At 52.8% G+C, this 15,668-nt stretch carries 14 protein-coding genes; 6 read left to right on the plus strand and 8 right to left on the minus strand.

The features are described from left to right. Positions 1 to 50: 50 nt before the first annotated feature. The gene (locus Pan161_RS00775) at positions 51 to 3,197 is read right to left on the minus strand and encodes a hypothetical protein (protein WP_145223715.1); all 3,147 of its coding nucleotides are present in this window, start codon (positions 3,195 to 3,197) and stop codon (positions 51 to 53) included. A 66-nt stretch (positions 3,198 to 3,263) separates the two neighbouring features. After that, positions 3,264 to 4,307 (minus strand): KpsF/GutQ family sugar-phosphate isomerase, encoded by a 1,044-nt coding sequence (locus tag Pan161_RS00780; RefSeq protein ID WP_145223716.1) that lies wholly within the window; start codon positions 4,305 to 4,307, stop codon positions 3,264 to 3,266. A 273-nt stretch (positions 4,308 to 4,580) separates the two neighbouring features. On the opposite strand from Pan161_RS00780, the gene Pan161_RS00785 reads away from it, so the two are divergent. The 4 genes from Pan161_RS00785 (at position 4,581) to Pan161_RS00800 (ending at position 7,758) form a co-directional block, all read left to right on the plus strand. After that, on the plus strand, positions 4,581 to 4,763 hold the full coding sequence (locus Pan161_RS00785) for a hypothetical protein (protein WP_145223717.1): 183 nt from the start codon (positions 4,581 to 4,583) through the stop codon (positions 4,761 to 4,763). Positions 4,764 to 4,851: 88 nt separating this feature from the next. Beyond that, entirely contained in the window at positions 4,852 to 5,853 is a 1,002-nt protein-coding gene (obgE, locus tag Pan161_RS00790; RefSeq protein WP_145223718.1) for a GTPase ObgE, read from the plus strand. A 2-nt stretch (positions 5,854 to 5,855) separates the two neighbouring features. Further along, positions 5,856 to 6,125: a hypothetical protein gene (locus Pan161_RS00795; protein WP_145223719.1), complete on the plus strand. Its 270-nt coding sequence runs from the start codon at positions 5,856 to 5,858 to the stop codon at positions 6,123 to 6,125. Positions 6,126 to 6,555: 430 nt separating this feature from the next. Next, positions 6,556 to 7,758 carry a gluzincin family metallopeptidase gene (locus Pan161_RS00800; protein ID WP_145223720.1) on the plus strand — a complete coding sequence of 401 codons (1,203 nt, stop codon included), beginning with the start codon at positions 6,556 to 6,558 and terminating at the stop codon, positions 7,756 to 7,758. 62 nt (positions 7,759 to 7,820) lie between these two features. Here Pan161_RS00800 and Pan161_RS00805 read toward each other — a convergent pair whose 3' ends face one another. The 6 genes from Pan161_RS00805 to Pan161_RS00830 form a co-directional block, all read right to left on the minus strand. Further along, positions 7,821 to 8,924, minus strand: a complete 1,104-nt coding sequence (locus tag Pan161_RS00805; RefSeq protein ID WP_145223721.1) for a zinc-binding dehydrogenase — start codon at positions 8,922 to 8,924, stop codon at positions 7,821 to 7,823. Positions 8,925 to 9,089: 165 nt separating this feature from the next. Then, entirely contained in the window at positions 9,090 to 10,220 is a 1,131-nt protein-coding gene (gene phnW, locus Pan161_RS00810) for a 2-aminoethylphosphonate--pyruvate transaminase (RefSeq protein ID WP_145223722.1), read from the minus strand. 1 nt (position 10,221) lies between these two features. Beyond that, positions 10,222 to 11,016 (minus strand): phosphonoacetaldehyde hydrolase, encoded by a 795-nt coding sequence (phnX, locus tag Pan161_RS00815; protein WP_232103575.1) that lies wholly within the window; start codon positions 11,014 to 11,016, stop codon positions 10,222 to 10,224. A gap of 8 nt (positions 11,017 to 11,024) precedes the next feature. Continuing rightward, positions 11,025 to 11,609 carry a phosphonate degradation HD-domain oxygenase gene (locus Pan161_RS00820; protein WP_145223724.1) on the minus strand — a complete coding sequence of 195 codons (585 nt, stop codon included), beginning with the start codon at positions 11,607 to 11,609 and terminating at the stop codon, positions 11,025 to 11,027. After that, positions 11,596 to 12,951 (minus strand): MFS transporter, encoded by a 1,356-nt coding sequence (locus Pan161_RS00825; protein WP_145223725.1) that lies wholly within the window; start codon positions 12,949 to 12,951, stop codon positions 11,596 to 11,598. The genes Pan161_RS00820 and Pan161_RS00825 overlap by 14 nt, the downstream gene beginning before the upstream one ends. Continuing rightward, positions 12,951 to 14,123, minus strand: a complete 1,173-nt coding sequence (locus Pan161_RS00830) for a TIGR03364 family FAD-dependent oxidoreductase (protein ID WP_145223726.1) — start codon at positions 14,121 to 14,123, stop codon at positions 12,951 to 12,953. Before Pan161_RS00830 ends, Pan161_RS00825 begins: the two co-directional genes overlap by 1 nt. 15 nt (positions 14,124 to 14,138) lie before the next feature. Here Pan161_RS00830 and Pan161_RS00835 point away from each other — a divergent pair, with 15 nt between their 5' ends. Both Pan161_RS00835 and Pan161_RS00840 read left to right on the plus strand, forming a co-directional pair. Further along, positions 14,139 to 14,360, plus strand: a complete 222-nt coding sequence (locus Pan161_RS00835) for a hypothetical protein (RefSeq protein WP_145223727.1) — start codon at positions 14,139 to 14,141, stop codon at positions 14,358 to 14,360. Positions 14,361 to 14,436: 76 nt separating this feature from the next. Beyond that, the gene (locus Pan161_RS00840; RefSeq protein ID WP_145223728.1) at positions 14,437 to 15,603 is read left to right on the plus strand and encodes an AraC family transcriptional regulator; all 1,167 of its coding nucleotides are present in this window, start codon (positions 14,437 to 14,439) and stop codon (positions 15,601 to 15,603) included. The last annotated feature ends 65 nt before the right edge of the window (positions 15,604 to 15,668 follow it).

Raw genomic sequence — 15,668 nt, forward strand, 5'->3', positions numbered from 1 at the left:
AGTTCGTGAGGGGAAAAAAGAAATAATCTCTCATTTCCAGCGGAATTGGCTTAAGGCAGCCCCTGTATTTCGGTTACCCCGTGTAATGTGACCCGGTCATGGGACGGAGAGAACTCAATCTGTTGTGAAACGCTTCGGGTGGGAGACTGCCTGAGTGGGGAAAATCGGTGGAGTGTTGCTTTGCGGTTTCCAAATGAGCGGAGTGTGTACTGGTCCTTCGACTGATCGAAGCTGATCGTGTCAGCGCTGGCACTGAACTCCTGGCTGGTGGGAGTCTGTTTGCTTTTAATCAGAGTATTTCCTTCCACTTCGGCGTTTCCTTTGGCCAGCATGGAAATGAATTTCTTTTTCTGTCCTTCGATTTCATGTTGAATCAGTTTCAGGCTGTTGCTCCGCATCGATCCGGCACCGGGGGGCATTTTATCGGGATCAATGGTATCCAGAGGTCGCTTCACACCGCCGTAGGTAATCTGCACACGATCATCAAAAGTTGTGCTCCGCTGTGAAACATTGCCGGCCATTTTTCCATTGAAGTCGATGCGGGTGTAATTCCAGCTGTCACTCTCGGTTTTTTGAGGCAGGTTGGCCTGGGAGGTTTTGGATGGCGAAGTGGTTTTTTCAGGATTTTCCCGTCGCCACAAAACCAGCCAGCCAGGACCACGGGCCTCGGCGTTTCCGGTTTGCTGGTCCACGTTCATCTGCCAGAAACTGGCGCGACGAATGCCGACCAGGCGGTTGTCCAGGTATTCATTACTTTCCACTTCGACGCCATCGCGACAGGTAATGTAATGCACGTCCGGTTTTTGTTCGCTGGGATTTTTTTCCGTAAAGGAGACCCGCTCAGACAGGATGACTTCCATCTCCTGGCAGCGCAGCCGGTTGTCACCCAGATTGGTTCTGACTTTCCCAAAGAAGTTCGCAGTCAACCCGTCAAAGATCATTTCCTGATCCCAGTGAATTTCCAGGAGATTGTCCTGGCTGTCTGCATCTGAGGCCAGGGGAGACGCGAGGCTGTTTTCTTTTGTGATCCCTTCTGCTCCGGAGAGTAAACCACCGGCCGCTTTTTGTCCCCCGCGCACCGGGAGCAGCAGTAAGCCTTTACCCTGGACTTCTGCCCGATTTGCCAGGCGGTACAGGTAAATGTGTTCGCCTTCAATGTGGGAGCCTTGAGCATTGATTTTGGCGGGGTTACCGATCACGTGTAAGACCTGATCATTGCTGCCTTTGTTTTGAATATGCAGCTGATTGCCCGTGATATGCAGCGGCTCTTCCTGCAGAGCATCAAACTGTTCGACGCTCACATTTCCTTCGGTCCAGACTTCTGAGACTTCGTCTTTACCTTCGTCATTTTTCTGGAGGCGAATTTTCATCAGCTCTGCAACCACGATAATCGGTTCGGGCGTGTCCTCTTTATTTCCAGGGAGCAGCGAGTTCTTACGTGCAGGAACGTTCGCGCGACCGGCGGGGTCCACAGCGGTTCGTTGTCGCTGTTCAGGCAGAGTGTCTTCCACAGCAAACGCCGCATGTTTAACGGGAGAAAGCGTCTGCGGCGTCATTTCTCCGATGGGCGCATTCGGTGCTGATTGAGGTTTTGTTTCTTCATCGAACCAGACTTCGAGCCGTTTGGTTTTTCCCCGGAGTTGCGGGCTGTAAATCGCCACGTCCCGTTCTGCGATCATTTTATATGGATTGAGTTTGTTCTTCATCGTCTGGGAATCTTCGCTGGCAGACGGATTTCCCGGTAGCTTTGCCTTCTGTTGCTGCTTGACTGAAGGGAGTTCTCCTTTGAGCCACAGGCGAATTTTATGCGCGGCAAGTGCAAATTCCGCATCCGGTTTTCTGACGAGGCACTCTTTCTCCAGCTCTATCATTTCCAGTTTGGTTTCCGGATCAATTGACTTTTTCATATACTCAACCCAGTCTGCTGCCATCATGAGCTTTCTGCTATCCGGATCGTAATGCTTAACGGAGCCCACACCTTTGCAGAGCACGGTTTCCAGTCGCCCTTCCTGGTCCTGATGGATGGTGATGTCGGGGCATTTGAGTTCCGATGCTTGCTGGGAAATCCGCACGGTCTGCTGGTCCTGCATCACGATCATCTTTTTCGCTTCGTTATATAACAGCCGGGTCATCGTTCCGGTAAACTGGTTTTCTTCTGAATGCAGGATGACATTTCTGCCCGTCGCGATGAGTTCCTCGAAAGCCAGTTTGCCACTGGAGTGGGCAGTTTGAGGCGTGGCGTCGCTGATGGTGTTACCCTGTTCGTCTTTCCGCACGAACTGCAATTGGAGGGTATCACATTCCAGTGTGTCTGCATGCTGCGGACTGGTTGGATGATAAACTCGTACATCGTCTTTAAACGTGCCCTGGTTCGTTTCCAGGTCAAAAGTAAAACTGCCTGAACTCTTTACCCTTGCGAAACGGGAGGCTGCGTACTCTGTCGGTTGAGTGCTTTTCTTGATCGCCAGTGTCATTTCCACGTCGTGGCGTAACACGATTTCTCGAATGCCCTCCACGGCGGGCTTGAGTTCCTGGAGTTTCGTTGTTGCCGGGATCAGCTTCATTTCGATGCCGCGCGCCTTGCCGCGATGATCTTCATAGGCAAACTGGACTTCACTCGCACTATAAATATTCATCGACGCTTCATCGTAGAAGAAATTGCGGCCCCAGATGATCAGTCCATTCGGGCCTGTAATTTTTACACGCCCGTCCAGAGAACCGGCTATCATCCGGCCCGGATCGGTGTGTTTGATGCCGAAGGGATATTCAAAACGGACCAGAGCTTTTTCACTTACCAGTGCGATGGGTGCTTCGGTTTCCCCTTTTTTCCGGTCGAACATCAACATGGCGAAGGGGGTGAGCCGCACCGCTCTCTGGTTTTCTTTCTGCTCCCACTGCTCGGTGTAGACGTAGACATTTTCATCTTTGAACTGATAGCGTGCATCGGCGGCCCAGTCATGTTCGGGCAAAAACGCTTTCGCTTTCTCATTATTTCCCGAGGCATAGGCGGGAGACGTAAAGACTTCTTCGGGAAACTCCTGGCGGATGACCTGTTCTGTAATTAAAGTACGCATGCCCTGCGCGTACAGCAGGTAGATACCGGACAGCGCTGCTGTTGTGAACCAGGTCAGCAACAGGCGGTTGGCTATCAGGCGATCGAAAAATCCATTCCTGTGATGGTGAATGGCTTCGGTCATGTGAATCGAATAACGTTTCTAATAGTGGAAGTGAAAGGGCGGTAAGAAATGAAAAGGGAAACCAGGTTAACCCGATTGCTGGCTGACGCTGGCGGATTCCACTCCGGGCTGCCAGCCTATCACGTCAGTAATATCAATCAGTCCCACCAGATGCTGTCCTCGATCTACGACGGGTAGCTCGCTTAATTTGCGGGCTTTCAATAAATCGATGGCTGTTTCCAGGGAAGCATCATCCTGAATGGTGGCGGGTTTTCTGGTCATGACTTGAGAAATAGGTTGATCCAGTTGTTCGTCCCGGCGCTCTTCCAGCAGCCTGGCGAGATCACTGTCTGTGAAAATACCCGTGACCCGGTTGGCATCGTCAATGATGATCACAGCCCCGCTGCGTCGTCCCGGCAGGCTCAGTCGGACGAAGGCATCACGGATGGAAGTTGTTTCTTCGGTGACACGCACTTCCGTCCGGGGCCGCATGACTTCATTAATTTTTGTTAAACGACGCCCCAGGCTGCCACCCGGATGAAACGTGGCAAACTGTAATGGCGAAAAGCCGCGTGCCTTGCTGATGACCAGTGACAACGCATCACCCATCGCCAGCATGGCTGTGGTAGTGGTCGAAGGCGCGAGTTGATGTGAGCCCGCTTCTTTCAGGTCGCCCAGACACAAGACCACCTGGCAGGCTGCGCCCAATGTACTCGTCGTGCGTGCTGTAATTCCAATGATTGGCAGCTTCATTTTCTGAATCAGTGGCAGCAGGCGGCGTAACTCTTCCGTTTCTCCGCTGTTGGACAAAGCGAGAATGGTATCCTCGGCGTGCAGGCAACCCAGGTCGCCATGAATGGCTTCCGCGGGATGCAGAAAATGCGAGCGGGTTCCCGTTGAGGAGAGCGTGGCGCAGATCTTCTGGCCGATCAGTCCTGCTTTCCCCATGCCCGTTAAAATGACCGCGCCGTTGCGCGACATGATTAAATCAACCGCGTCGCAAAGCTCCGTCCCGAGTGCACGTCCCATCTGGCGCAAAGCGTCTGCTTCGCTGAAGATGATTTCACGCGCATCTCGTAATTGATCAAACTGAGAAAACTCTATAACCGACCTTGCAGGCAGGGAACTCATCACGCCAGTCCTTTATCGCATCCATGCGGGCATGTTCAGGGTGCGGGAGTATAAAGAGATCCCGAATACGGGTCAATGCGAATCTGAAGTGTGGATCGTTCTGTAAGGTGTTGTGTTTAAAGTGTTTGCGATGTGTTTGGCTTCGGGGCTGCCTTGTAAATTCCCGCCGAGTGATTGAGGTAGAAGTGTGATGAAGCGGGGGATTGTCCAAGAATGAATCAAAGGGCACTCGTATTTTCATCCTAAGAATCTACAATAAGGAGACCGGCGGCAATGGGGCAGCTGGTCGTCTCATCTGGGCTCACTGCGATTTTCCAGTCGAAACAGCAGGAAAATATTTCTACCAGCCGCAGCGTGCGTGCCGTAGAATCAGCGCAGAAATCAAGGTCCATAATTTCACAACATCCTGATGTCAAACGGGATGCAGGCGATGCTGCCAGTCAGCGTTGGAGTTGATACAAAGGGACTCCTGTGGTTGTGTATCGTTTCCCCACAGGAACCGAGTCGAAAAACTTAGCAGAGTAGAAACAGTAGTCGGAATATCATGTTTGTAGATCGCGTCGATATCTATTGTAAAGCCGGTGATGGCGGAGATGGTTGTGCCAGCTTCCGCAGGGAAGCCCACGTACCCCGGGGCGGTCCGAATGGGGGCGACGGTGGCAAAGGGGGTGATGTAGTTGTCATCGCCGATGAAAATGTCAGCAGCCTGGGAAATATTATCGGTCACAAACACTGGAATGCCGAACGCGGCGGTCACGGGTCGAGCAGTTTGAAGACCGGAAAGTGCGGCGAAGATGCCATCATCATGGTTCCGCCGGGCACACTGGTGATTGACAGTAAACGCGGGAATCTGCTGCGAGATATGAAACAGAGTGGCGACAGGGTCGTGATCGCCAAAGGGGGCAGAGGGGGCCGTGGTAACCGCCATTTTGCGACTCCCACCCACCAGGTGCCGCGCGAATTTGAAAAAGGGGGGCTCGGCGAACAGAGAGATATTTCACTGGAACTCAAGCTCATCGCCGATGTCGGGCTGGTTGGTAAGCCCAACGCAGGCAAATCGACTTTACTGAGCCGACTTTCGAAAGCCCATCCGGAAATTGCTGCTTACCCGTTTACTACCAAGTATCCCAATCTGGGGCTGGTTCGTGTCGGCTTTGACCATCAGTTTGTGATGGCGGATATTCCCGGTCTCATCGAAGGAGCGCATGCGGGTGTTGGCCTGGGGCACGAATTTCTCAGGCATGTGGAACGCACGCGGGTCCTGGTGCATCTGGTTGAACCTTCGCCTATGGATCAGACTGATCCCATTCAGAACTACCGCCAGATCCGGGAAGAGATGCGACTGTATGATGCCAGCCTGATGGACCGTCCGGAAATCATCGTTGTGACCAAAAGTGAACTTCCCGATGCAGAACCAGTTGCTGAACTGCTGGGAGAAGAACTGGGAAGTCCCGTCATGCAGATTTCTTCTGCGACCGGTTCCAATCTGGATAAACTGGTGCGCATGATCATTGACGAACTTCAGGAACTGGAAATGGAGGCATAAGCGTGGAATCGGAGCCCCCTGCTGAAACAGAAGAAAACAGACAGCAGCCAGCCGTTCCTGTTCCTCAACCGCCTGGTGCGCGGGAAAGTACCCCCGGCGAAGTCCGGGTGCGGTTTGGCCTGTACGGTGCAGGCTTGATGATGGTGCTCTGCTTCCTGATCCAGGCCGTTTTCAATCTCACACCCAACCAGACCCAGCGGATTACCGAGTTGGGAATCCTGATGGGAATCGGCTTTGTGCTGGGCTGGGGTTTTGCCCGAATTCGCTTCTGATGCCCACCCGGCTCGAGAGAAGACGAATTGTAATAATTGCATCTCACCCGTTTTTCTAACCGGATTTGCAATATCTACAACCTGTTGAGAAGCCGTTTCTGGCATCAAAATCTCAGGAATTATATATTGTAAGTCTATGTTGAAATAAGACTTACAGTTGATCCTGGTTGATGTACACATAGTGGAACCAGAAATTTCTCTTCTCATTGGCCCTGCGTTTGCAATACACTTCCCGTACTTGAAACGACCCCCGCGTGTGAATGGAATTCACCGACGTTCAATTCAAGTCACAGGAACTTCAGGTTCCACCACGATCAAATCTCAAACCCCAAATTCGAGTGATCGACCCAACTATCCCGTTACAACCAATCGCTGAGTTTGTCAGCCACAGACCCGCATCTGTGGCTGCAACAAAAAGGATCAAGAGGGCATGGAAGCTCAACTTAGTCGCTGTCTCGTATTATTCCTGGCTTCATTCATCTCGCTGGGTGCTTCTTACAAAACTCCTAACTTCGTAACACATGCCCCGACCGCGGAAGTCGCGAAACAGGTAGGCGACGCTGCTGAGATCTATCGGAAGGAACTGGCCATTACCTGGCTGGGACACGAACTTCCCAACTGGTTTGCCCCCTGTCCGATCAAAGTCAAAGTCGGTAACTATGGTGCCGGCGGTGCGACCACCTTCTCCTTTGATGGCGGCGAAGTGTTTGGCTGGAACATGGAGATCCAGGGTTCTCTGGAACGCATCCTGGATTCCGTCCTGCCCCACGAAGTCAATCATACGATCTTTGCCTGTCACTTTCGTCGGCCACTGCCTCGCTGGGCCGATGAAGGGGCAGCAACGATTGTGGAACACGAATCAGAAAAACGACGTCAACGCCTGCTGAATCGCCAGGTGATGGGAACCAATAAACGGATTCCTCTCAGGAACCTGCTCTCGATGACCGAATACCCTTCAGAAATGCAACAGGTACTGACTTTGTATGCGGAAGGCTACTCTCTGGCAGATTACCTGCTGCAGACTGGTGGCAAAAAACGCTACCTGATGTTTCTGGAAGATGCTCACAAAAATGGCTGGGACGAAGCGATTGCGAAAATGTACAAAATCAAAAACGTCGAAGCGCTGGAGCAACGCTGGGGCAGCTGGATTATGGCAGGCAGCCCGGCTTTGAATCTGCCAGCCGGTCAGCAGCTGGCTGCAGTAGAACCAAAACAGCCATCAGCGGTTGATAATAAAGATTTTGTAATTCGCTCACAGAGCCCCGATCAGGGTGAAACCGACTTTGCCACCGAGATGCCCGGGCAGACCGAACTGGCCAGTGTGGAACCAACTGAAGAAATGCAGCGAGAATCACGGCCTCTGCCGATCGAATCACGCATTCCCTTCAGCGGTCGAGCACCAGAAAAAAGACGCGTGCAGGAGTCCGTTGCCTTCGTACCGGAAGCGAAACGATTGCCTCGCACCTCACTGCATCAGGATTCAGCATCTGCTTCCCCGTCCCGGACTCAACCAGCGTCCCGGCCTGCACAGCAAATGCGATCTCAACAGCGACCGGCGAGCCGTTATCACCGCGGAGCGAGTCCTGCCCGAGGCGGAATTGATCTGGGTCAGTCTGCCGAGATCGACTTCTGAAATCCTGTGTATCAATTCCGATAGCTGCAATGACGGAATACTGACGTTCAACCTGTTGCATCTCAGCCAGTCTGATCAGGCAGGACAGCGACACGATACGAGCGACGGTTAGCCGATTCTTCAAAAGCCGCCTTAATTTCACTCAGCTGAAAAGTCTGCTCGCAGAGTCGGGAAAAGGGATACTGGTTCTGGAACCGCTCCAGGAAATTCAGGGCATTGGCCAGATCCAGATCCACGTAATTATGAATGCCTTCGATACGCAGTAATCTGCGGACAATCGTCTCTGCAGAAAGCTGGACCGGACGAGCCGGATAAACGGATCCCACGAGTATCATGGCTCCTCCAATTGCCATCGCTTGCAGGCCACTCTCGATGACATCGGGAGCCCCCGTCATATCGAACACGAGATCCACACCGCGTCCTTCGGTCAGATGCAGTATTTCCTGATGTAGTGGCTGTTCTTTTTTTCCCAGCAATGCATGCCGGGCACCGAACTCCAGACTGCGTCGGACGCGTTCCGGGTCAATATCGGTCACAAAGATCGTACCAGCGTTTTTCGCATGGGCGACCGCAGAGGCAGTCACTCCCAGCATACCCGCTCCCAGAATTAAGACGGTTTTTTCCTGAATGTCACCTGCCAGGCGGAATGCTGCCATGACAGTCGCAGTGGCACAGTTCGCCGGACTGGCAATCAGATCGGGCAATGACCCGGGGACTTTAAAAATAGTCGTGCCTTTGACAAGATGGCAGTGACTGGCCAGTCCGCCACTCAGATAATTCTGCTCGTCCAACCGCTGATGACCGTATTTGAAGAGCCGCGTACATTTCTGTGTCAGCCCACGTTTACAGAATTCACATTTTTTGCAGGAGACCGCGACCGACCAGGTGATCCGGTCGTCCAGTTCCACCGGACGCTCCAGAAAATCTTTGACCTGATATTCCGGATGCATATCGACCACGCGTCCGACCATCTCATGCCCCAGGATGGTCGGGCAGGGCGTAGAGCGTGTACCTTCAAAGGTATGCAGGTCGCTTCCACAGATGGTACAACACAATATTTCAACCAGTACTTCACCCGGTTTCAATTGGGGTCGGTCGACTCGGGTATATTCTAACTTTCGGTCATCATCTTGCAGGATGACAGAAGTGCATTGATCACTCATCATAAGACACTAAGACTGTTGGCAGATAACCCTATCTGAATGAACTGCTTTTCAGATAGTTAAATTATTGAGACAAACACATTTGTTGGACATGGCGGATAGGAATTTTATGTTTTTTATAAACGGCAAACCGGTAAACGGAAAGTGAACGAGTTGTTTTTTTCGGAGCTAATGAATTGAGGGATTTTCTACGCGTACACCCATTCCATTGAGCGTCTGTTCAATTTGTTCTACCAGATCGATGATGTCTGCCGGGTAGACATGACCGATATTGCCGATGCGGAATGTATCCGCCTGACTGATTTTGCCCGGATAAATCACGTAACGCCTCTGTTTTAATTCATCATAAAACTGGTTGAACTGGAATGCGGGACACTCGGGATAATAAAACGACGTAATGATCGGCGACTGCAGTTCCCGAGGCAGCAGGGGCTGCAGACCCCGTTTCTGCATTTCTGTCACCAGCGTCGACTGATTTTCCAGATACCGTGCATGCCTCGCAGAAACACCACCTTCCTCATCCAGTTCCTCCAGCGCCTGCAGGAAGGCATTGACCACATGCGTGGGTGATGTGTAACGCCATTTGCCACCCTTGTGTTCCATTTCGTACCACTGGTCATACAGATCCAGACTCAGAGAACGCGCCAGGCCTTTGGTCTGCTCCAGTTTCTGCTGATTTGCGATCACAAATCCAAAACCGGGTACACCCTGGATACATTTATTGGCCGAGGAAATCAGGTAATCCACGTGAAAGTCTTCCATGGAAATTGGAATACCCCCAAAGGAAGACATGGCATCCAGGATGTAATCCTTCCCGGCGGCGTGTGCCAGTTTGCCGACTTCCTGAGCGGCGTTGATCATGCCGGTCGTGGTTTCGCAGTGCACCATCGCCACATGCGTGATGTCTGAATCAGCGCCCAGCGTTGCACGGATCTGTAGCAGATCGGGTGGCTCGGTTTCTGAAAAAGAGAGTTCCTGCAGGGGGATCTTCAGACAGCGGGCGATCTGAGCGATCCGGCTGCCATACGCACCGTTGGAAATGACCAGCAGTTTTCCGTCCGGCGGGATGACCGATCCGATCGTCGCTTCGACAGAAAATGTGCCGCTGCCCTGCATCAGGACAGCCGTGTAATCGTCGGAGTCCGTCGCCAGTCGTACCAGGCGTTCGCGGATTTCCATCACGCGCTGATTGTAATCCACGTCCCAGGTCGAGTAGTCGGCCAGCATGGCTTCGCGCACACTGCGGGTCGTGGTCAAGGGGCCAGGAGTCAATAACAGGTAGGGAATATCCGCGTCCATTTCAATTTTCTCCTGCGTTTAGTTGCTCAATGATGTCAGGCAGTCCTTCCAGTGTGGGAATCACGAAATGCGCCCCGGCGTTTTTGAGTTTGGTTTCTGCGATTGCTAATCGATCTGCTTTCTGTTCATCGCTTAAGGCTGCAAATTCAGCAACTGTCAGGCCGACTTCGCTGCCCGTCTGTGTCAGGCCGACGGTCCATGTGCCCGCGTTCAACCCGGCTTCGATATCGGGAAGCGTATCACCCACCTTGACGACTGCCGAGGGGGGAAAGACGCCCAGCGCTTCCATGTTGCGATAGATCATCCAGGGAGCGGGGCGCCCTGCGGGAACTTCGTCAGCACACATGCTGAAATCGGGCGAGTAGCCTTGTGCCCGTGCTGCCTCCAGAACCGGATCCGCCACAATGCGCGGGTAACCGGTGGTCGAACCGATTTTGATTCCCTGATCTCGCAATCGCGAAATGGTTTCACACAGGTGGGGAACAATTTCGGTAAACAGTTTTGCTTCCTCGACCTGTAGAGGCATGAAGGTTTCGTAGATGTGTTTCACATCGTTTTCTGTCCAGGCGCGTTGCTGGAGTGCTTCCCATTGCGCGGCGATCTCATCCAGTTGAAACAGGCTGCGAATGTGATCCTGCTTATGCAGGCCCATCGGGCCGCGCGCCTGCTGTGGTGTCAGGTCTACGCCACATGCTTTGAAGGCTTTGATAAAGGCAGAGATCGGCGCAAAGCAGCCATGGTCAATCGTCGTGCCGGCCCAGTCGAAGATGACCAGTTTGATTGTTTCAGGTTTCATAATTTCCTTCATTCATCAGTATCCGGAGTCTGCTGCTGCAGGACTCTCTGGACGTAAGTTAAAAAATATTCAAGTTCGGGGGTTTCGAAGTCCGGTACTTTGGCGGCTTCATCCCAGTTGCGCAGACGAAGCGCCTCCTGCGACCAGGGACTGTGTTCGAACTCCATCTGTTCTGCGGAGTCAAAGGGGCCTCCCTGTAACTGCAGGCTGAGCACCGAAGCGGGTGACAGTCGAGACGCATATTCGGCATCGGTGGCACAGCGATAGCGTTTCGCAGCGACGTGTAGTCGAATGGGTTCGGTCACATCTTTCGGGAAATAACGCACCAGCCATTGAGCGCCGATGCGTTCATGCAGATCATCAATGCCCTGCGTCACGCAGTCTTCATCGTGTTTGTGCAGCAGGTGGCCGATGTCGTGCAGTAACGCAGCCACGATCAGCTCTGCCGACTCCCCAGCCTGTTCGGCTGCAAATGCTGCCTGTAAAGCGTGCTCTGTCTGCGAGATCGCTTCGCCAGCATACATGTCGGTGCCTTTTTCCTGAAAGCGTTGCCTGATTTCAACAACGATCTTAGCCGGATCATTGTGAGACATCGGGACCCTCCTTTTCAGGTTCCGAGAGCAAGAGTTGCGCCAGGTTCATCTGCCGTTCCTGAATCCGCCAGTAGATCACTCCGGCAATGACGGCGGTGCAGCAGATTCCCGCCAGCCCGCCGAATGCCATCCTCCAGCCGTAGTATTCTGCAATCATTCCGACCGTGTGACCAGAAAGTATCGCACCCAGGTAACCGGCGGAATCGACGAGGCCAGCGACGGTCGAACAGCCCCGCTTTCCGCCAAGGTCAATCGCCATCACTCCCGAGAGAAACGAATAAGGGGCCATCAGAAAAAAGGCGACCAGGGACAACAGTGTCAGCGCCAGATACGGCTTGCCCGAGACGTCTATGGTGGTTAATAATATCAGTGACAGGACCAACAGGATCAGGCTGGGCAATACGACACGGCCGTGTCTTCCTTTGAGGCGATCCGAGGTGACTCCCGCCAGCAGAGCCGAACAGCCTCCGACCAGTGGAAACAGCATGCTGCCCACAGCGGCCTGGCCGATATCAAACTTTGCAACTTCATTCAGGAAAGTGGGGGTCCAGAAGTTAAACGTTTCGCGGACCAGGGTCAGGCTGAAATTCATAATACAGATCAGCCAGAACAGCGGACTGGCGAACAGCGGTATGAGTACCTCTTTGATGGAAATTCGCTGTGCATGATTTCCTTCCGCCCCATATACGTTCAGCGGGTTCGCTTCCGGTTCTTCCAGGCCGACATCCATCGGGCTGGATTTCAAGCTGAAATAAACAAAAACAGTAATCAATCCCAGTGTGCCGGCGGCGATGAAAAAGATGCTACGCCAGTCTGCCAGAAAACTGAATGAGGTATCGCGTTCTCCGAGCATGATCAGGCTGCCGAGATAGACGCGGGCAAACGCATCGCCGAACAGAAACGAAAGTGAGAGGACAGCCATCACGGTCGCATGCCATTGTACGGGAAACCAGCGCGAGGCCGTTTTTACCAGAGCCACCCAGCCCATCGACTGAAAAAAGCGATTACAGGCCCAGATGAGAATGAACAACGTTAAGCCACCAGCCAGACCAAACCAGATCGAACACAGGACAGATGCGATCATCCCGGTCAGGAACATCAGCCGACCGCCGAGAAAATCAGCCAGGTAGCCGTTCATGATTTTTCCGAGGGCATACAACATGACCCCGACGGAAGCCACGGTACCGATGTCGGTTTTGGTGATACCGGCTTCCGCGTACTCTTTGAGCAGCAGCGGCGTTGCGACGGCCAGGTTCGAGCGGCAGATGTAATAGCCGACATAACCCAGAAACAGACTCAACAGAGTCATGATTTGCCAGTTACGATTCGGATGCTTCGACATTATATGCGACTTTTTGAAAGAGAGAGCTGGCTGAGATTTTCTCTGGCGAGCCCCGGGCCCGTCGTCATTCCCTTGCTTCCAATCCCCGTGATTAAATGGATGCTTTCATCCAGCGTCTGCTGAAACAGTCCTGTGGACTGTTCTTCAGTATAAATACCACACCAGCGGTCAAGTACCTGAAAGTCGAGTTTAACGAACATCTTTCGCGCATAATTAATCATCTGCGCTTCCACCTCGGCTGACAAAAATTCGGTAGGCGGGTCGGTCGAGTAAGCGTGTGAATCGCCAAGAATGAATTCGTTATTCTGATTTTGAGTGATCCAGATCTGAATGCCCAGCTCCTCAAGAACCGGGTCGGGCGCAGGCAGGGACACGCCCTGTAGAAATTGTGCATTCAGAAACGCGGGATAACGCGTGAGTGCGATGGGCGATGCGATGCTTGTTCCCAGCGTACGGTTTTCGGGATTGGAGAGTTTCAGCATCTGCAGTTTGCAGTACTGCAGGTTCCGTGTGGAATAGACATCAGGAAACAGGGTCTGCAAGTCGGCTCCAGAACAGACAAAAACATGGTACGCCTGAAATTCTCTGCCTGATGATGTTTTGACGCGGTTGTGGCTGCCCTGTGATTCCACGGAGATCGCCGTGGTGTTCGGTAGATAATCACAGTCTGAAGTACACGCAATCCAGTTGATCAAGGCACGAAAAAACTGGTCGGGATCCAGCTGCAGATCCTGTGGGAAAAACAGACTGCCTTGGCAAAATTCCGGATTCAGACAGCAACTGGAACGAATGGTTTCTTCTGCGGTATAGAATTCCACCGGACATAAGGAGTCTTCAGAGGAGAGTGCCATCTGTCTCAGGAAGTCGGCTTCTGCTTCCGTGTGCGCCAGATACTGAGTCCCCATGCGTTGCAGCGGAACACCGAGTAACTCAGAGAGTTCAGAATAGATCTCGCAGGAAGCGATTGCCCGGTCGCGCCAGCGGCCAGCAGGCATGGCGCTGGGAATAATCAACCCGAAATTGCGGGCAGACGCCTGTTGGGGAAAGACATTGCGTTCGATCAGTAGCGTCTTGAAACCCTGACGCATGGCGAAGTAGGCATGGAAGGCTCCCAGTACGCCGCCGCCAATCACAATGACATCGTATTCGCTGGAGTAAGTTTGAGTCGACATGGTTTCAGGAGCAGGGTGAGTGTTTGGATAACGGGGGCAGGTCTGACACGCGGTCGCCTGGAAACAGAATTCAAACCCGCGGACGGTCTGGCGGAAAAACAGGAGAAACTTACCGCCAGACCTGTCGCAAGCTTCATTGCACAGGGAAAGTATCGAGGAATTTTTTCAAAATACAATGACAAAATACGCAGTATAATTGATAATATTTACATCGTCTTCATCGCATCTTTAACATAGGCAAACCGACGGGAGCTATGATTCAGGCATAAAATGACTGGCTCCCTTTGATTTCCTCAGACAGAAACGAACTCCCTTGAGATTCCCCGAACGACGCAAAATCGCCTTACTCGTACAGACTTCCAGCGACTGGAGTCGCCAGATCATTCAGGGGATCGCTGACTATGCCCTCGAGCAGGGGGGCTGGGACTTCTGGATTGAGTTCCGCGGACTGCAGGAACAATTGAGATTGCCTGCGTCCTGGAACGGGCATGGCACGATTTGTCGTCTGACCGATGCCCGCATTCAGCAGTCGATTCTGCGGCGGAAGTTGCCTGCGGTCAATGTGTCGTGGCTGGGTAAGCATACCGCAAAAATTCCCAAAGTGGTTTCTGACGAGCGGGCCTGTGCCCGACTGGCAGCGGACTTCTTTCTGCAAAAAGGATTTCGTTCCTACGGGTATATCGGCCCTGATCCGACGTTGAAGTATCTACCGACGATCGAGAATGAGTTTCAGGAAATCATAGCGCAGGGGGAAGGGGTCTGCTTTCATTTTCCTTATTATGAACTGACGAAAGAAGACGACTATGAGAAACAGCAGAAACGTTTAAAGGAGTGGTTGCGGGAACTGCCGAAGCCGGTGGCGCTATTGGTCTGGTCGAGCAAGGTGGGGCGTGAAGTCGCGACGGTGTGTGTGAACCATCATCTGGAAATTCCCGATCAGGTGGCGATTCTCAGCATCGAGCATGATCCGCTGATGTCGGCGCTGTCTCCCGTGCCTCTCTCCTGTATCAATCAGGCACCACATGTGGTGGGTTACGAAGCGGCGCAACTGCTGGACCAGCTGATTCAGGGAGAGTCGCCGCCGGTGGAACCGATTCTGGTGCCTCCCCTGTCAATCGAAGAACGTGCTTCGACCGATACGCTGTTTGCCGATGATGATCTGGTCCGCGAAGCCATTCAGTTCATCCGCCAACACGCGCAGGAAGCATTGCAGGTTTCCGATCTCACCGATCAGTTGAATGTCTCGCGTCGAATACTGGAGCATCGTTTTCAGAAAGCCCTGCATCGTTCCCCGGCGGCAGAAATTCGCCAGGAAAAATTGAAACGAATTCTCAAGCTGCTGCAGGAAACGAATCTGACGATCTCGCAAATAGCGACTCGCTGTGGATTTCAGCATCAGGAAGCGATGATCCGCATGTTCGGTCGTGTGATGGGGATGTCGCCCCGTGAATTTCGGCAGCAGAATCACAGCCGTCAATAATTCTGAACGTCTGCTTTATCGTGTGCCTGTGATTTCTCTGCGCCGGAATAGCAAGCATTTCCCGG

It is taken from the genome of Gimesia algae (genome assembly GCF_007746795.1).
GTDB classification, from domain to species: Bacteria; Planctomycetota; Planctomycetia; order Planctomycetales; family Planctomycetaceae; genus Gimesia; species Gimesia algae.

Excerpts from the sequence above, each read along its gene's own strand:
- obgE (WP_145223718.1), top strand. The coding sequence starts at position 4,852 with ATGTTTGTAGATCGCGTCGATATCTATTGTAAAGCCGGTGATGGCGGA.
- Pan161_RS00820 (WP_145223724.1), bottom strand. The coding sequence starts at position 11,609 with ATGTCTCACAATGATCCGGCTAAGATCGTTGTTGAAATCAGGCAACGC.
- Pan161_RS00830 (WP_145223726.1), bottom strand. The coding sequence starts at position 14,123 with ATGTCGACTCAAACTTACTCCAGCGAATACGATGTCATTGTGATTGGC.
- Pan161_RS00775 (WP_145223715.1), bottom strand. The coding sequence starts at position 3,197 with ATGACCGAAGCCATTCACCATCACAGGAATGGATTTTTCGATCGCCTG.
- phnW (WP_145223722.1), bottom strand. The coding sequence starts at position 10,220 with ATGGACGCGGATATTCCCTACCTGTTATTGACTCCTGGCCCCTTGACC.
- phnX (WP_232103575.1), bottom strand. The coding sequence starts at position 11,016 with ATGAAACCTGAAACAATCAAACTGGTCATCTTCGACTGGGCCGGCACG.
- Pan161_RS00825 (WP_145223725.1), bottom strand. The coding sequence starts at position 12,951 with ATGTCGAAGCATCCGAATCGTAACTGGCAAATCATGACTCTGTTGAGT.
- Pan161_RS00780 (WP_145223716.1), bottom strand. The coding sequence starts at position 4,307 with ATGAGTTCCCTGCCTGCAAGGTCGGTTATAGAGTTTTCTCAGTTTGAT.
- Pan161_RS00785 (WP_145223717.1), top strand. The coding sequence starts at position 4,581 with ATGGGGCAGCTGGTCGTCTCATCTGGGCTCACTGCGATTTTCCAGTCG.
- Pan161_RS00800 (WP_145223720.1), top strand. The coding sequence starts at position 6,556 with ATGGAAGCTCAACTTAGTCGCTGTCTCGTATTATTCCTGGCTTCATTC.
- Pan161_RS00805 (WP_145223721.1), bottom strand. The coding sequence starts at position 8,924 with ATGATGAGTGATCAATGCACTTCTGTCATCCTGCAAGATGATGACCGA.